The 15,863-nt window shown below is 63.9% G+C and carries 12 protein-coding genes; 10 read left to right on the forward strand and 2 right to left on the reverse strand.

Annotated features, from left to right (window positions below; translation table 11 throughout):
* Position 1: 1 nt before the first annotated feature.
* The 8 genes from sdhA to brnQ all read left to right on the forward strand — a co-directional run bounded on the left by sdhA (position 2) and on the right by brnQ (position 12,074).
* Positions 2-1,774, forward strand: a complete 1,773-nt coding sequence (gene sdhA, locus DBY63_RS04465) for a succinate dehydrogenase flavoprotein subunit (RefSeq protein ID WP_027596954.1) — start codon at positions 2-4, stop codon at positions 1,772-1,774.
* An 11-nt stretch (positions 1,775-1,785) separates the two neighbouring features.
* Positions 1,786-2,490: a succinate dehydrogenase iron-sulfur subunit gene (locus DBY63_RS04470; protein WP_007159253.1), complete on the forward strand. Its 705-nt coding sequence runs from the start codon at positions 1,786-1,788 to the stop codon at positions 2,488-2,490.
* A 185-nt stretch (positions 2,491-2,675) separates the two neighbouring features.
* Complete coding sequence (locus DBY63_RS04475) at positions 2,676-5,507, forward strand: 2-oxoglutarate dehydrogenase E1 component (RefSeq protein WP_027596953.1); 2,832 nt, start codon at positions 2,676-2,678, stop codon at positions 5,505-5,507.
* Between the two features lie 42 nt (positions 5,508-5,549).
* Positions 5,550-6,770, forward strand: coding sequence for a 2-oxoglutarate dehydrogenase complex dihydrolipoyllysine-residue succinyltransferase (gene odhB, locus DBY63_RS04480; RefSeq protein ID WP_007159251.1), 1,221 nt, complete (start codon positions 5,550-5,552; stop codon positions 6,768-6,770).
* Between the two features lie 80 nt (positions 6,771-6,850).
* Positions 6,851-8,287 carry a dihydrolipoyl dehydrogenase gene (lpdA, locus tag DBY63_RS04485; RefSeq protein WP_007159250.1) on the forward strand — a complete coding sequence of 479 codons (1,437 nt, stop codon included), beginning with the start codon at positions 6,851-6,853 and terminating at the stop codon, positions 8,285-8,287.
* A 185-nt stretch (positions 8,288-8,472) separates the two neighbouring features.
* Positions 8,473-9,639 (forward strand): ADP-forming succinate--CoA ligase subunit beta, encoded by a 1,167-nt coding sequence (gene sucC / locus DBY63_RS04490; RefSeq protein ID WP_007159249.1) that lies wholly within the window; start codon positions 8,473-8,475, stop codon positions 9,637-9,639.
* Positions 9,639-10,526: a succinate--CoA ligase subunit alpha gene (gene sucD, locus DBY63_RS04495; RefSeq protein ID WP_027596951.1), complete on the forward strand. Its 888-nt coding sequence runs from the start codon at positions 9,639-9,641 to the stop codon at positions 10,524-10,526. The genes sucC and sucD overlap by 1 nt, the downstream gene beginning before the upstream one ends.
* A gap of 204 nt (positions 10,527-10,730) precedes the next feature.
* The gene (gene brnQ / locus DBY63_RS04500; protein WP_108581352.1) at positions 10,731-12,074 is read left to right on the forward strand and encodes a branched-chain amino acid transport system II carrier protein; all 1,344 of its coding nucleotides are present in this window, start codon (positions 10,731-10,733) and stop codon (positions 12,072-12,074) included.
* Between the two features lie 55 nt (positions 12,075-12,129).
* Here brnQ and DBY63_RS04505 read toward each other — a convergent pair whose 3' ends face one another.
* The gene (locus tag DBY63_RS04505) at positions 12,130-12,411 is read right to left on the reverse strand and encodes a hypothetical protein (protein WP_027596949.1); all 282 of its coding nucleotides are present in this window, start codon (positions 12,409-12,411) and stop codon (positions 12,130-12,132) included.
* Between the two features lie 200 nt (positions 12,412-12,611).
* On the opposite strand from DBY63_RS04505, the gene htpG reads away from it, so the two are divergent.
* Both htpG and DBY63_RS04515 read left to right on the forward strand, forming a co-directional pair.
* Complete coding sequence (gene htpG / locus DBY63_RS04510) at positions 12,612-14,516, forward strand: molecular chaperone HtpG (protein ID WP_108581353.1); 1,905 nt, start codon at positions 12,612-12,614, stop codon at positions 14,514-14,516.
* A 55-nt stretch (positions 14,517-14,571) separates the two neighbouring features.
* Positions 14,572-15,309 (forward strand): dienelactone hydrolase family protein, encoded by a 738-nt coding sequence (locus DBY63_RS04515; RefSeq protein WP_108581354.1) that lies wholly within the window; start codon positions 14,572-14,574, stop codon positions 15,307-15,309.
* A gap of 47 nt (positions 15,310-15,356) precedes the next feature.
* Here the strand turns inward: DBY63_RS04515 and DBY63_RS04520 are convergent, their stop codons facing one another.
* Positions 15,357-15,857, reverse strand: coding sequence for a SprT family zinc-dependent metalloprotease (locus tag DBY63_RS04520; protein ID WP_255211827.1), 501 nt, complete (start codon positions 15,855-15,857; stop codon positions 15,357-15,359).
* Between the last annotated feature and the right edge of the window lie 6 nt (positions 15,858-15,863).

The raw sequence follows: 15,863 nt of genomic DNA on the forward strand, positions 1-15,863 counted from the left end.
TATGTCCACAATTCGTCATATTTCGTTTGATGCCATCATCGTAGGTGGCGGCGGCGCCGGTATGCGCGCTGCGCTGCAACTGGCCCAGTCCGGTCACAAGACCGCAGTGATCACCAAGGTCTTCCCGACCCGTTCCCACACCGTGTCCGCCCAGGGCGGCATCACCTGCGCCATCGCCTCGGCCGACCCGAACGACGACTGGCGCTGGCACATGTACGACACCGTCAAGGGGTCGGACTACATCGGTGACCAGGACGCCATCGAATACATGTGCTCCGTAGGCCCGGAAGCGGTCTTCGAGCTCGAGCACATGGGTCTGCCGTTCTCCCGCACCGAGCAGGGCCGCATCTATCAGCGTCCCTTCGGCGGTCAGTCCAAGGACTACGGCAAGGGCGGTCAGGCCGCGCGTACCTGCGCCGCGGCCGACCGGACCGGTCACGCCCTGCTGCACACCCTTTATCAGGGCAACCTGAAGAACAACACGGTATTCCTCAACGAGTGGTACGCCGTGGATCTGGTGAAGAACCAGGACGGCGTCGTGGTCGGCGTCATCGCCATCTGCATCGAGACCGGTGAGACCGTCTACGTCAAGTCCAAGGCCACCGTGCTGGCCACCGGCGGTGCGGGTCGTATCTATGCCTCCACCACCAACGCCCTGATCAACACCGGTGACGGTGTCGGCATGGCGCTGCGCGCCGGCGTGCCGGTGCAGGACATCGAGATGTGGCAGTTCCACCCCACCGGCATCGCCGGCGCCGGGGTACTGGTCACCGAGGGTTGCCGTGGTGAGGGTGGCTATCTGATCAACAAGCACGGCGAACGCTTCATGGAGCGCTATGCGCCCAACGCCAAGGACCTGGCCGGCCGCGACGTGGTCGCCCGTTCCATGGTCAAGGAAGTGCTGGCCGGCAACGGTTGCGGTCCGGACGGCGACCACGTGCTGCTGAAGCTGGACCACCTGGGTGAAGACGTGCTGCACAGCCGTCTGCCCGGCATCTGCGAACTGTCCAAGACCTTCGCTCACGTCGATCCGGTCGTCGCACCGGTGCCCGTGATCCCCACCTGCCACTATATGATGGGCGGCATCGCCACCAACATTCATGGCCAGGCCATCACTCAGGACGCCAACGGCAACGACAAGATCATCGAAGGCCTGTTCGCCGTGGGCGAAGTGGCCTGCGTGTCCGTGCATGGTGCCAACCGTCTGGGTGGCAACTCGCTGCTGGACCTGGTGGTCTTCGGGCGTGCGGCTGGTCTGCACTTGGAGAAGGCGCTCAAGGAAGGCATCGAGCACCGCGGTGCTTCGGAAAGCGACCTGGAAGCCTCGCTGCAGCGCCTGTCCGGCGTCAACGAGCGCACCACCGGTGAAGACGTCGCCAGCCTGCGCAAGCAACTGCAGACCTGCATGCAGAACTACTTCGGGGTGTTCCGCACCGGCGAGTACATGCAGAAGGGCATCGCCGAGCTCGCCGACCTGCGTGAGCGCATCGCCAAGGTCAAGATCAACGACAAGAGCCAGGGCTTCAACACCGCCCGTATCGAAGCGCTCGAGTTGCAGAACCTGCTGGAAGTGGCCGAAGCGACCGCCATCGCCGCCGAAAACCGCAAGGAGTCTCGTGGTGCTCACGCCCGTGAAGACTTCGAAGAGCGTGACGACGAGAACTGGCTGTGCCACACCCTCTATTTCCCCGGTGAAAAGCGGGTCAGTAAGCGTGGAGTCAACTTCGCGCCCAAGACCGTACCGATGTTCGAACCCAAGGTTCGGACTTACTAAAGGTGACCACCATGTTGAAAGTCAGCGTTTATCGTTACAACCCGGATCAGGACGGCCTGCCGTCCATGCAGGAGTTCCAGGTCGATACCGGTGGGAAGGACCTCATGGTGCTGGACGTCCTGGCTCTGATCAAAGAGCAGGATGAAGGCTTCTCCTACCGTCGTTCCTGCCGCGAAGGCGTGTGCGGTTCCGACGGCATGAACATAAACGGCAAGAACGGCCTGGCGTGCATCACGCCGCTGTCGGCCGTGGTCAAGAACGACAAGCTGGTCGTGCGTCCGCTGCCCGGCCTGCCGGTCATCCGTGACCTGGTCGTCGACATGAGCATCTTCTACAAGCAGTACGAGAAGGTGAAGCCGTTCCTGCAGAACGAGACCCCGGCCCCGGCCATCGAGCGCCTGCAGAGCCCGGAAGACCGCGAGAAGATCGACGGTCTGTACGAGTGCATTCTCTGCGCCTGCTGCTCGACGTCCTGCCCGTCCTTCTGGTGGAACCCCGACAAGTTCCTCGGCCCCGCTGCGCTGCTGCAGGCCTATCGCTTCCTGGCCGACAGCCGTGACACCAAGACCCAGGAGCGCCTCGCCGCCATGGACGATCCTTTCAGCGTGTTCCGCTGCCGGTCGATCATGAACTGCGTGGCGGTCTGTCCCAAGGGGCTGAACCCGACCAAGGCCATCGGCCATGTGCGGGCGATGCTGCTGCAGAGCGGTACCTGATCCACGTCCCGCCCGGCCTGTTGTGCCGGGCGGGTTCGTTAGCGACCTTGATAGCTTGATTCAACCAATGTCCATTCAGGGATACCCGGAACACGATCCGGGCATTGGCGCAGCCGTAGTGAGGCCAGGTCTCGCGTCGAGACGGGTCATCGGCTGATGCTATCTCTGCCGAAGGGGTGAACTAGATGCACGAAAGTCAGATGCAGCAACTGTGGGACAGCGCTCACCTGTCCGGCAGTAACGCTGCCTATGTGGAAGAGCTCTATGAGCTGTTTCTGCACGATGCCAACGCTGTGCCGGAAGAGTGGCGCACCTACTTCCAGAAGCTGCCTGCGGTCACTGGCAATTCGCCGGACGTCGCGCATTCCGCGATCCGCGACCATTTCGTGCTGTTGGGCAAGAACCAGCGGCGAGCTCAACCGGTCTCGGCCGGTACCGTCAGTTCCGAACACGAGAAGAAGCAGGTCGAAGTCCTGCGTCTGATCCAGGCGTTCCGTCTGCAGGGCCATCAGGCTGCCCAGCTCGACCCCCTGGGTCTGTGGAAGCGTCAGCCACCTGCCGATCTGCTGCTCAACCACTATGGGTTGACCGACGCCGATCTGGATACCACCTTCCGTACCGGTGAATTGTTCATCGGCAAAGAGGAGGCAACTCTCCGCGAAATCAGGGATGCGCTGCAAGAGACATATTGCCGCACGGTTGGTGCGGAGTTCATGCACATCGTCGATTCCGAGGAGCGCCGCTGGTTCCTGCAGCGCCTGGAAAGCGTCCGTGGCCGCCCGCAATATTCGCCTGAAGTCCGCACCCATCTGCTGGAGCGCCTGACCGCCGCCGAGGGCCTGGAAAAGTACCTGGGCACCAAGTACCCGGGCACCAAGCGTTTTGGTCTGGAAGGGGGCGAGAGCCTGATTCCGCTGATCGACGAGATCATCCAGCGTTCCGGTTCCTATGGCGTCAAGGAGCTGGTGATCGGCATGGCCCACCGTGGCCGCCTGAACGTGCTGGTCAACACCCTGGGCAAGAACCCGCGCGATCTGTTCGACGAGTTCGAAGGCAAGAAGCTCGTCGAGCTGGGCTCCGGTGACGTCAAGTACCACCAGGGCTTCTCCTCCAACGTCATGACCCAGGGCGGCGAAGTCCACCTGGCGCTGGCGTTCAACCCCTCGCACCTGGAGATCGTCTCTCCGGTGGTGGAAGGTTCGGTCCGTGCCCGCCAGGATCGCCGCGGCGATCGCACCGGCGACAAGGTCGTACCCGTGGCCATCCACGGCGACGCCGCCTTCGCCGGCCAGGGCGTGGTCATGGAAACCTTCCAGATGTCGCAGACCCGGGCCTACAAGACCGGCGGTACCCTGCACATCGTCATCAACAACCAGGTGGGCTTCACCACCAACCGCCAGGAAGATGCGCGCTCCACCGAGTACGCCACCGACGTCGCCAAGATGATCCAGGCGCCGATCTTCCACGTGAACGGCGACGATCCCGAGGCGGTGCTGTTCGTCACCCAGCTGGCGGTCGACTACCGCATGCAGTTCAAGCGTGACATCGTCATCGACCTGGTCTGCTACCGCCGTCGCGGCCACAACGAGGCCGACGAGCCGAGCGGCACCCAGCCGCTGATGTACCAGCAGATCGCCAAGCAGCGCACCACCCGCGATCTCTATGCGGATGCCCTGACCCAGGCCGGCGTCGTTACCGCCGAGCAGGTCCAGGCGCAGTTCGAAGCCTATCGCGGCGCCCTCGACGAGGGTCGCCACGTGGTGGCCAGCCTGGTCAAGGAACCCAATCGCGACCTGTTCGTCGACTGGAAGCCCTACCTGGGCCATGCCTGGACCGCGCGTCACGACACCGGCTTCGACCTCAAGACCCTGCAGGACCTGGCCAACAAGCTGCTGCAGATTCCGGAAGGGGTCGTGGTCCAGCGTCAGGTCGGCAAGATCCTCGAGGATCGGCAGAAGATGACCGCCGGCGGCCTGCCGCTGAACTGGGGCTTCGCCGAGACCATGGCCTACGCCACCCTGCTGCACGAAGGCCATCCGATCCGCATCACCGGTCAGGACGTCGGTCGTGGCACCTTCTCGCACCGTCACGCGGTGCTGCACAACCAGAAGGACGCCGTTCCCTACGTGCCCCTGCAGCACCTGGCCGAGGATCAGCCGTCGTTCGAGATCTACGATTCCTTCCTTTCCGAGGAAGCGGTGCTGGGCTTCGAATACGGCTATGCCACCACCACGCCCAATGCGCTGGTGGTCTGGGAAGCCCAGTTCGGTGACTTCGCCAACGGTGCCCAGGTCGTCATCGACCAGTTCATCACCAGCGGCGAGATCAAGTGGGGTCGTCTCTGCGGCCTGACCATGCTGCTGCCCCATGGCTACGAAGGCCAGGGTCCGGAGCACTCCTCGGCTCGTCTGGAGCGTTACCTGCAGCTGTGCGCCGAGCAGAACATCCAGGTCTGCGTACCCACCACGCCGGCACAGATCTACCACCTGCTGCGTCGCCAGGTGATCCGCCCGCTGCGCAAGCCGCTGGTGGTGCTCACGCCCAAGTCGCTGCTGCGCCACAAGCTGGCCATTTCGACTCTGGAAGACCTGGCCCATGGCTCCTTCCAGACCGTGATCAACGAACTGGATCAGCTCGATGCCCAGCAGGTGAAGCGCCTGGTGCTGTGTAGCGGCAAGGTCTACTACGACCTGCTGGAAAAGCGCCGCAGCGAGAATCGCCAGGACATCGCCATCGTGCGTCTGGAGCAGCTCTATCCGTTCCCGGAGGACGACCTGGCCGAGGTACTGGCCGGCTATCCGAACCTGGAGCGCGTGGTCTGGTGCCAGGAAGAGCCGATGAACCAGGGCGCCTGGTACTGCAGCCAGCATCACATGCGCCGCGCCGTGTCCGGTTACAAGCAGGGCCTGGGTCTGGAATACGCCGGTCGCGATGCGTCCGCCGCGCCGGCCTGCGGCTATGCCTCCATGCACGCCGAGCAGCAGGAAAAACTGCTGCAAGATGCTTTCTCCGTTTGATTCGCCACGCGACTACTAGAGATCACTAAGGAAATTCATAGAATGGCTATCGAGATCAAAGCCCCTACCTTCCCGGAATCGGTCGCTGACGGCACCGTCGCCACCTGGCACAAGAAGCCCGGCGAAGCGGTCAAGCGTGACGAACTGCTGGTCGACATCGAGACCGACAAGGTCGTGCTGGAAGTCGTGGCACCTGCCGATGGCGTGCTGGCCGAAATCCTGAAGAACGAAGGCGATACCGTGCTGAGCGAAGAAGTCATCGCTCGCGTGGAAGAGGGCGCCGCTGCCGCCGCTGCTCCGGCTGCCCAGCCGGCCGCTGCCAGCGCTCCGGCCGCCGCCCCGGCTGCCGGTGGTGAAGAGGATCCGATCCTGGCCCCCGCCGCGCGCAAGATCGCCGAAGAGAACGGGATCGACCCGGCTACCCTGGTCGGCACCGGCAAGGGCGGTCGCATCACCAAGGAAGACGCCGTCGCTGCCGTCGAGGCCAAGAAGTCCGGCGCCGCCGCTCCGGCTGCCAAGCCCGCTGCCGCTGCCGCTCCGGTGGTGACCGCCGCTGGCGACCGCACCGAGAAGCGCGTGCCCATGACCCGCCTGCGGGCCAAGGTCGCCGAGCGCCTGGTCGAAGCCCAGTCCAGCATGGCCATGCTGACGACCTTCAACGAGGTCAACATGAAGCCGATCATGGACCTGCGCTCCAAGTACAAGGACATGTTCGAGAAGAAGCACAACGGCGTGCGCCTGGGCTTCATGTCCTTCTTCGTCAAGGCCGCCACCGAGGCGCTCAAGCGTCAGCCGGGCGTCAACGCCTCCATCGACGGCAACGACATCGTCTACCACGGCTATCAGGACATCGGCGTGGCCGTATCCAGCGACCGTGGCCTGGTGGTTCCGGTGCTGCGCAACGCCGAGTTCATGAGCCTGGCGGAAGTGGAAGGCACCATCGCCGACTTCGGCAAGAAGGCCAAGGCCGGCAAGCTGACCATGGAAGACATGCAGGGTGGCACCTTCACCATCTCCAACGGTGGTGTCTTCGGTTCGCTGCTGTCCACCCCCATCGTCAACCCGCCGCAGACTGCGATCCTGGGCATGCACAAGATCCAGGAACGCCCCATGGCGGTGAACGGCCAGGTAGTGATCCTGCCGATGATGTATCTTGCGCTGTCCTACGACCATCGCCTGATCGATGGCAAGGAAGCCGTGACCTTCCTGGTCACCATGAAGGACCTGCTGGAAGACCCGGCTCGTCTGCTGCTGGACATCTGATCCGGCTCTCGCGGTGCGGGGCAGGGGCCGCGCACCGCTTCAAGTTTTCCTGCCTGAAGCTGCTCCAAGGGGATTAGTGTATGAGCGACAAATTCGACGTAGTGGTGATCGGCGCCGGCCCTGGTGGCTACGTGGCCGCCATCCGCGCCGCGCAGCTCGGTCTGAAGACGGCCTGTGTCGAGCGCTACAAGGGCAAGGAAGGCAAGGTCGCCCTGGGCGGCACCTGCCTGAACGTGGGTTGCATTCCCTCCAAGGCGCTGCTGGACAGCTCCTACAAGTACCATGAGGCCCACGAGGGCTTTAAGGTCCACGGCATCGACGCGCCGAACGTCACCATCGACGTGCCCACCATGATCGGCCGCAAGGACCAGATCGTGAAGAACCTCACCGGCGGCGTGGCCACCCTGTTCAAGGCGAACGGCGTGACCCTGCTGGAAGGCAACGGCAAGCTGCTGTCCGGCAAGAAGGTCGAAGTCACCGGTCTGGACGGCAACGTCCAGGTGGTCGAGGCCGAGAACGTCATCCTGGCGTCCGGCTCGCGTCCCATCGACATCCCGCCGGCTCCGGTGGACCAGAAGGTCATCGTCGATTCCACCGGCGCCTTGGAATTCCAGAGCGTGCCCAAGCGTCTGGGCGTGATCGGTGCCGGCGTCATCGGTCTGGAACTGGGTTCGGTCTGGGCCCGCCTGGGCGCCGAAGTCACCGTGCTGGAAGCCCTGGACAAGTTCCTGGTCGCCGCCGATGAGCAGGTGTCCAAGGAAGCCTACAAGATCCTCTCCAAGCAGGGTCTGAACATCCGCATGGGTGCGCGCGTGACCGGTTCCCAGGTCAACGGCGAAGAAGTCACCGTGCACTACACCGAAGCCGGTGAAGAAAAGCAGATCACCTTCGATCGTCTGATCGTCGCCGTGGGCCGTCGTCCGGTCACCACCGACCTGCTGGCCTCCGACAGCGGCGTGGAAAGCGACGAGCGTGGCTACATCTACGTCGACGACCATTGCGCCACCAGCGTGCCGGGCGTGTTCGCCATCGGTGACTGCGTTCGCGGTCTGATGCTGGCCCACAAGGCCTCGGAAGAGGGCGTGATGGTCGCCGAGCGCATCGCCGGTCACAAGGCCCAGATGAACTACGATCTGGTCCCCTCGGTGATCTACACCCACCCGGAAATCGCGTGGGTCGGCAAGACCGAACAGGCCCTGAAGGCCGAAGGCGTCGAAGTCAACGTCGGCACCTTCCCCTTCGCGGTCAGCGGTCGTGCCCTGGCGGCCAACGACACCGCCGGCTTCGTCAAGGTCGTGGCCGATGCCAAGACCGATCGCGTCCTGGGCGTCCATGTGGTCGGCCCGAGCGCGGCAGAGCTGGTGCAGCAAGGCGCCATCGCCATGGAGTTCGGCACCAGCGCCGAAGACCTGGGCATGATGGTGTTCTCGCACCCGACGCTGTCCGAGGCGCTGCACGAAGCGGCCCTGGCGGTGAACGGTCATGCGATCCACGCAGTGAATCGCAAGAAGCGGTAAGAGATTTACGGAACCACGGGGTCGCCGACCGCCGTGGGGCCCTGAGGGCTCCACCGCAGGAAGGCGCCTCGGACCCTTGCGAGGGCAGGGGTCACAGGTGGCGCGGTGCCCGCGACCGTCCGGAGGACGGCACGGATAACGCACAGCGTCTAATGCGCAATACCCAACGAAGACGGTAGACAAGCATGAATCTCCACGAGTATCAGGGTAAGCAGCTGTTCGCTGAATACGGCCTGCCCGTTTCCAAAGGCTACGCTGTCGACACCCCCCAGGAGGCCTACGAGGCTTGCGGCCGTATCGGCGGCGACGAGTGGGTCGTCAAGGCCCAGGTACATGCCGGTGGCCGTGGCAAGGCCGGTGGCGTGAAGCTGGTCAAGAGCAAGGAAGAAGCCAAGGAATTCGCCGCCAAGTGGCTGGGCCAGCGTCTGGTGACCTACCAGACCGACGCCAACGGTCAGCCGGTCAGCAAGATCCTGGTCGAATCCTGCACCGACATCGACAAGGAGCTCTATCTGGGCGCCGTGGTCGATCGTTCCAGCCGCCGCATCGTGTTCATGGCGTCCACCGAAGGTGGCGTGGACATCGAGAAGGTCGCTCACGACACTCCGGAAAAGATTCTCAAGGCCACCATCGATCCGCTGGTGGGCGCTCAGCCCTACCAGGGTCGCGACCTGGCCTTCCAGCTGGGCCTGAAAGGTGACCAGATCAAGCAGTTCACCCAGATCTTCGTCGGTCTGGCCAAGCTGTTCCAGGACTACGATCTGGCCCTGCTGGAAGTGAACCCGCTGGTGATCAAGAAGGACGGCAACCTGCACTGCCTGGATGCCAAGATCAACATCGACAGCAACGCCATCTACCGTCAGCCCAAGCTGCGCGCCTTCCACGACCCGTCGCAGGACGACGCCCGTGAAGCCCATGCGCAGAAGTGGGAACTGAACTACGTGGCCCTGGAAGGCAGCATCGGCTGCATGGTCAACGGTGCCGGTCTGGCCATGGGTACCATGGACATCGTCAACCTGCACGGCGGCAAGCCGGCCAACTTCCTGGACGTTGGCGGCGGCGCGACCAAAGAGCGCGTGACCGAAGCGTTCAAGATCATCCTGTCCGACAGCAACGTGAAGGCCGTTCTGGTGAACATCTTCGGCGGCATCGTGCGCTGCGACATGATCGCCGAAGGCATCATCGGTGCCGTGAAGGAAGTCGGCGTGAAGGTGCCGGTCGTGGTTCGCCTGGAAGGCAACAACGCCGAACTCGGTGCCAAGGTCCTGGCCGAAAGCGGCCTGAACATCATCGCGGCAACCAGCCTGACCGACGCTGCCCAGCAGGTCGTCAAGGCCGCGGAGGGTAAGTAATGAGCGTCCTGATCAACAAAGACACCAAGGTCATCTGCCAGGGCTTCACCGGTAGCCAGGGTACCTTCCACTCCGAACAGGCCATCGCCTACGGCACCCAGATGGTCGGCGGCGTGACCCCCGGCAAGGGCGGCTCCACCCACCTCGGCCTGCCGGTGTTCAACACCGTCAAGGAAGCCGTGGAAGCCACCGGCGCCGATGCTTCGGTGATCTACGTTCCGGCTCCCTTCTGCAAGGACTCCATCCTGGAAGCGGCCTTCGGCGGCATCAAGCTGATCGTCTGCATCACCGAGGGTATCCCCACCCTCGACATGCTGGATGCCAAGGTGAAGTGCGACGAGCTGGGCGTACGCCTGATCGGCCCGAACTGCCCCGGCGTCATCACCCCCGGCGAGTGCAAGATCGGCATCATGCCCGGTCACATCCACCTGCCGGGCAAGGTCGGTATCGTGTCGCGTTCCGGCACCCTGACCTATGAAGCCGTGAAGCAGACCACCGACGCCGGCTTCGGCCAGTCCACCTGCGTGGGCATCGGCGGCGACCCCATCCCGGGCTCGAACTTCATCGATATCCTGAAGCTGTTCCAGGAAGATCCGCAGACCGAAGCCATCGTGATGATCGGCGAGATCGGCGGTAGCGCTGAAGAAGAGGCCGCGGCCTTCATCAAGGCCAACGTGACCAAGCCGGTGGTGTCCTACATCGCCGGTGTCACCGCACCGCCCGGCAAGCGCATGGGCCACGCCGGCGCCATCATCTCCGGCGGCAAGGGCACTGCGGACGAGAAGTTCGCCGCCCTGCAGGACGCCGGTGTGAAGACCGTGCGTTCCCTGGCCGACATCGGCAAGGCCCTGGCCGAGCTGACCGGTTGGGAAGTCAAGAAGGCCTGAGCCTGACTGACTGTAAAAAGGCCGCCTTCGGGCGGCCTTTTTCATGGGCGCTGCGATGACGCCTCATCAGCTGCCGGCTGCCTTTTCGCCGGTAATTCGTTAGGATGGCAACCTTCCGCTCCAACGGCCACACCGTGGCCCCACCAAGACCTGCTCCCATGAGGGCGGGCTGCCTCGTTTTCCTCATTGCTGGTACTGCCTTCCATGAAAGCTTTGCAAAGCCGGGATATCCTGGCCCTTGGATTCATGACGTTCGCGTTGTTCGTCGGCGCGGGCAACATCATCTTTCCCCCGATCGTCGGCCTGCAGGCGGGCGAGCACGTCTGGAGCGCCGCCCTGGGCTTTCTGCTGACCGCGGTCGGCCTGCCGGTGCTGACGCTGATCGCCCTGGCGCGAGTCGGCGGTGGCATGGACGCCCTGAGCAAGCCGCTCGGCCAGACCGCCGCCCGCACCCTGGCAATCGTCTGCTACCTGTCGGTGGGTCCGCTGTTCGCCACGCCGCGCACCGCCACGGTGTCCTTCGAGGTCGGCGTTGCGCCGCTGCTGGGCAATGGTCCGATCCCGCTGTTCCTCTACAGCCTGGCCTACTTCCTGGTGGTGCTGGTGGTCTCGCTCTATCCGGGACGCCTGCTCGACACCGTGGGGCGCTTTCTCGGTCCGCTGAAGATCCTGGCGCTGGCGGTACTGGGCGGTGCGGCGCTGTTCTGGCCGGCGGGCGGACCTGTCACGGCGGCGCCGGACTACGCCTCGCGGGCGCTGTCCCAGGGCTTCGTCAACGGCTACCTGACCATGGATACCCTGGGCGCCCTGGTGTTCGGCATCGTCATCGTCAACGCCATTCGTGCCCGGGGCGTGACCGCGCCGCAGCTGCTGACGCGCTACACCATCATCGCCGGTCTGATCGCCGGCGTCGGGCTGGTGCTGGTCTACCTGAGTCTGTTCCAGCTCGGCGCCGGCAGCGGGGTGCTGGTACCCCATGCCAGCAATGGCGCCGAGGTGCTGCATGCCTATGTGCAGCATACCTTCGGCAGCGTCGGCAGCGACTTCCTGGCGGTGCTGATCACCCTAGCCTGTCTGGTCACGGCGGTGGGCCTGACCTGCGCCTGCGCGGAGTTCTTCAGCGAATTCCTGCCATTCAGCTATCGCAGTCTGGTGGTCCTGCTGGCGGCCTTCTCGCTGCTGGTATCCAACCTGGGGCTGACGCAGCTGATCCAGATCTCGGTGCCGATCCTCACCGCCATCTATCCGCCCTGCATCGCCCTGGTGGTGCTGAGCTTCTTTACCGCCCGCTGGGCGGCGCCCGGGCGCATCCTCGGCCCGGTGCTACTGGTGGCCCTGGCCTTCGGTATCCTCGATGGCCTGCAGGCCGCGCACCTGACGGTGCCCTATCTGAGTGGTGCCGTGCAGTGGCTGCCGCTGGCCGACTCAGGCCTGGGCTGGCTGTTGCCGGCCGTGGTGGTGGGTCTTGCCGCCCTCGTCCTGGAAAGTCTGAGACGTGGCGGGCGCGCGCCCGAGAGTGAAGCCGAGCCGGATCCTTCGCGCTCCTGAATCGGTCGCCCACAAAAAAGCCCGCAGCAGCGGGCTTTTTTCATATCCGATCGGCTTACGGCTTGGGCTGGGTAGCCGGCGCGGTGCCGTTGGTGGTCCCGGTAGCCGGGCTCACCGAGGTGGCTTCGCCTTTGGATTGCTCCTTGGCAGCTTCGTTGGCAGCTTCGTTGCGCTGCTCGGCAGCCTTGTTGCTCTGCTCAGCGGCTTTGTTCAGGTTTTCCTGGGCTTTCTGTTCGGTCTTGGCAGCATCCTGAGCCTTGTTTTCGGAAGGCTTGTCACAGGCGGCGAGGCCGAAGGCGGCAGTGAAGAGCAGGGCGATGGCAAAGGGCTTTTTCATGTGTTTTCTCCTTATGAACTACACGACAGCCGTTCGAACGCACCGTTAAAAGTTAAGTTCCGCGTCTAGCTCCAGCATCGCGCAAATTCCTACCTGCATCGCGAACCGAGCGCGCCAAGGTTGAAATGTCACCGCGCGCCCCCATCTCCGCGACATCGCCAGGCATCTGGTGCGTACCTATCGATAGCGGAGTTCGTAGCATGAGTGTGGAGACTCAAAAGGAAACCCTAGGCTTCCAGACCGAAGTGAAGCAGCTGCTTCACCTGATGATTCACTCGCTGTATTCCAACAAGGAAATCTTCCTGCGCGAATTGATTTCCAACGCCTCCGACGCGGCCGACAAGCTCAGATTCGAGGCCCTGTCCAAGCCCGACCTGCTCGAAGGCGGGGATACGCTGAAGATTCGCCTGAGCTTCGACAAGGAGGCCGGCACGGTCACCCTCGAAGACAATGGCATCGGCATGAGCCGCGAAGAGGTGATCGCTCACCTCGGCACCATCGCCAAGTCCGGCACCGCCGATTTCCTGAAGAATCTCAGCGGTGACCAGAAGAAGGATTCCAACCTCATCGGTCAATTCGGCGTGGGCTTCTATTCGGCCTTCATCGTCGCCGACCAGGTGGATGTCTACACCCGTCGCGCCGGCCAGCCGGCCGCCGAGGGCGTGCATTGGTCGTCCAAGGGGGAAGGGGAGTTCGAGGTCGCGACCATCGACAAGCCCGAGCGCGGTACCCGTATCGTGCTGCACCTCAAGCCCGAGGAAATCGAATTCGCCGATGGCTGGCGCCTGCGCAACGTGGTCAAGAAGTATTCCGACCACATCGGCCTGCCCATCGAGCTGCCCAAGGAGCAGCAGGGTGGCGAGGACGAGCAGCCGGCCGCAGCCGAGTGGGAAACCGTCAACCGCGCCAGCGCGCTCTGGACTCGTCCGCGTACCGAACTCAAGGACGAGGACTACCAGGAGTTCTACAAGCACGTCGGCCATGACTTCGAGAATCCCCTGACCTGGAGCCACAACAAGGTCGAGGGCAAGCTCGAATACACCTCGCTGCTGTACGTGCCGGCCCGCGCACCCTTCGATCTCTACCAGCGCGAAGCGCCCAAGGGCCTCAAGCTCTATGTGCAGCGCGTCTTCATCATGGACCAGGCCGACCAGTTCCTGCCGCTGTACCTGAGATTCATCAAGGGTGTGGTGGATTCCAACGACCTGTCGCTCAACGTCTCCCGCGAGATCCTGCAGAAGGATCCGGTGATCGACTCCATGAAGTCGGCGCTGACCAAGCGCGTGCTGGACATGCTGGAGAAGCTGGCCAAGAGCGAGCCGGAGAAGTACCAGTCGTTCTGGGGCCACTTCGGCCAGGTGCTCAAGGAAGGTCCGGCGGAAGACTTCGCCAATCGCGAGAAGATCGCCGGTCTGCTGCGTTTCGCCTCGACCCACAACGGCGACGATGCCCAGAACGTGTCCCTGGCCGACTACATCGGCCGGATGAAGGACGGTCAGGATAAGATCTACTACCTGACCGGCGAGAGCCACGCGCAGATCAAGAACAGCCCGCACCTGGAAGTCTTCCGCAAGAAGGGTGTCGAGGTGCTGCTGCTGACCGATCGCATCGACGAGTGGCTGATGAGCTATCTCACCGAATTCGACGGCAAGCATTTCGTCGACGTCGCCCGTGGCGATCTGGATCTCGGCAAGCTGGACAGCGAAGAAGACAAGCAGGCCCAGGAAGAGGTCGCCAAGACCAAGGAAGGCCTGGTCGAGCGCCTCAAGCAGGCCCTGGAGGCCCAGGTCAGCGAAGTCCGCGTTTCCCATCGCCTGACCGATTCGCCGGCGATCCTGGCCATCGGCGAGCAGGACCTCGGCTTGCAGATGCGCCGGATCCTGGAAGCCAGCGGCCAGAAGGCCCCGGATTCCAAGCCGATCTTCGAGATCAATCCGCAGCACCCGCTGATCGAGAAACTCGATGGCGAGCCCGACGAGGACCGCTTCGCCGACCTGTCGCACATCCTGTTCGATCAGGCAGCGCTGGCCGCGGGCGACAGCCTCAAGGATCCCGCCGCCTATGTCCGCCGGTTAAACAAACTGCTGGTGGAATTGTCCGCTTAACAACGAAGAAGCCCGCCTCGGCGGGCTTCTTTCTATCCACCTTCTGGAGGACCCCATGGTCGAAGTCACTGTAAAACCCGTCGCCTACGAAATCGATGGCCAGCCGTTCGAGAGCCAGCTGGTGTATGCCACCAGCGGCAATCCCACCCGCCCGGGCGTGCTCCTGGCGCCCAACTGGATGGGGGTATCCCATGGCGCCGTCGAGCAGGCCAAGGGCCTGGCCGAGGCCGACGGCCTGGCCTACCTGGTGGTGGATTTCTATGGTCGCAACGTGCGTCCGCAAAACGCCGACGAAGCCCTGGCGGCCATGACGCCGATCCGCGGCGATCGCGCGCTGCTGCGCCAGCGCATGCAGGCGGCCTATGCGGCCCTGGTCGCCCAGGCCGAGACGGCGGCGGTGGATGTCCATCAGATCGCCGCCATCGGCTTCTGCTTTGGTGGCTGCGCGGCGCTTGAACTGGCCCGTGACGGCGCGGCGCTGAGCGCCGTGGTGACCTTCCACGCCAATCTGGATACGCCCAACCCGGCCGATGCCGACCGGATCACCGGCCCGGTGCTGGTGCTGCACGGCGCCTCCGATCCGCTGGTGCCGGACGAGCAACTCACTGGTTTCCGCCAGGAGATGGATGCCGCCCAGGTGGACTGGCAACTGCTGAGCTATGGTGGCGCGGTGCATTCCTTCACCGATCCCGAAGCCAACAATCCGGGCAAGCAGCAGTACCACCCGGTGGTGGCCAAACGCGCCTTCCTGGCGATGCACAACCTGTTCGACGAAGTCTTCGCCCAGGGCTGAGGGCTTTCGCAGCCTGCCTGCCGGGACCCGGATCGGGGCCGGCAGGATCAGCCGCGGATGACTTCCTGGGTGAAGTCCAGCGGACCGCGGCAGCGCCGGCACAGATAGCGCCGTCCCTTGCGCACCAGCGCGTGACGCTGGGCGGTGAATTCGAAGCGGCCGTCGGGGCAGTTGCAGCGATACAGGTACAGGGTGCGTGCCCGTTGCGGCAATTCGTAGGTATGGCAGCGATCCGGCGGCAGGCCATAGACCCCGCGCATGATCAGCTGCCACTCCTCGCCATGGGGGCGGATGCCGCCACCGAACAGCTGATGCGCCACCAGATGCGCCACCTCGTGGGCGACGGTCTGCTCGAGGAAGTGGGCGCGATTTTCCTGATAGAGCTGCCGGTTGAATCTCAGCCGATTCTCGGTGAGATGGGCGACGCCGGCGCGCTGGCCACGCAGGGCCAGGCTGACCTCGGGGCGAGGGAAGCGGCGTTTGAAGAAGGCCTCGGCCTGCCGATAGCAGTCTTCGACCCGGGCTGTGAGTTGTTCAGGCATGGGCAACCTCTG

Origin of the sequence: Pseudomonas sp. RIT411, assembly GCF_003057735.2 — a bacterium.
Taxonomy (GTDB): domain Bacteria; phylum Pseudomonadota; class Gammaproteobacteria; order Pseudomonadales; family Pseudomonadaceae; genus Chryseomonas; species Chryseomonas oryzihabitans.

What these genes read in the sequence shown, in the direction of transcription:
- sdhA (WP_027596954.1), top strand. Translation starts at nt 2, where the DNA reads ATGTCCACAATTCGTCATATTTCGTTTGATGCCATCATCGTAGGTGGC.
- sucD (WP_027596951.1), top strand. Translation starts at nt 9,639, where the DNA reads ATGAGCGTCCTGATCAACAAAGACACCAAGGTCATCTGCCAGGGCTTC.
- DBY63_RS04470 (WP_007159253.1), top strand. Translation starts at nt 1,786, where the DNA reads ATGTTGAAAGTCAGCGTTTATCGTTACAACCCGGATCAGGACGGCCTG.
- sucC (WP_007159249.1), top strand. Translation starts at nt 8,473, where the DNA reads ATGAATCTCCACGAGTATCAGGGTAAGCAGCTGTTCGCTGAATACGGC.
- DBY63_RS04505 (WP_027596949.1), bottom strand. Translation starts at nt 12,411, where the DNA reads ATGAAAAAGCCCTTTGCCATCGCCCTGCTCTTCACTGCCGCCTTCGGC.
- odhB (WP_007159251.1), top strand. Translation starts at nt 5,550, where the DNA reads ATGGCTATCGAGATCAAAGCCCCTACCTTCCCGGAATCGGTCGCTGAC.
- htpG (WP_108581353.1), top strand. Translation starts at nt 12,612, where the DNA reads ATGAGTGTGGAGACTCAAAAGGAAACCCTAGGCTTCCAGACCGAAGTG.
- DBY63_RS04475 (WP_027596953.1), top strand. Translation starts at nt 2,676, where the DNA reads ATGCACGAAAGTCAGATGCAGCAACTGTGGGACAGCGCTCACCTGTCC.
- DBY63_RS04515 (WP_108581354.1), top strand. Translation starts at nt 14,572, where the DNA reads ATGGTCGAAGTCACTGTAAAACCCGTCGCCTACGAAATCGATGGCCAG.
- lpdA (WP_007159250.1), top strand. Translation starts at nt 6,851, where the DNA reads ATGAGCGACAAATTCGACGTAGTGGTGATCGGCGCCGGCCCTGGTGGC.
- brnQ (WP_108581352.1), top strand. Translation starts at nt 10,731, where the DNA reads ATGAAAGCTTTGCAAAGCCGGGATATCCTGGCCCTTGGATTCATGACG.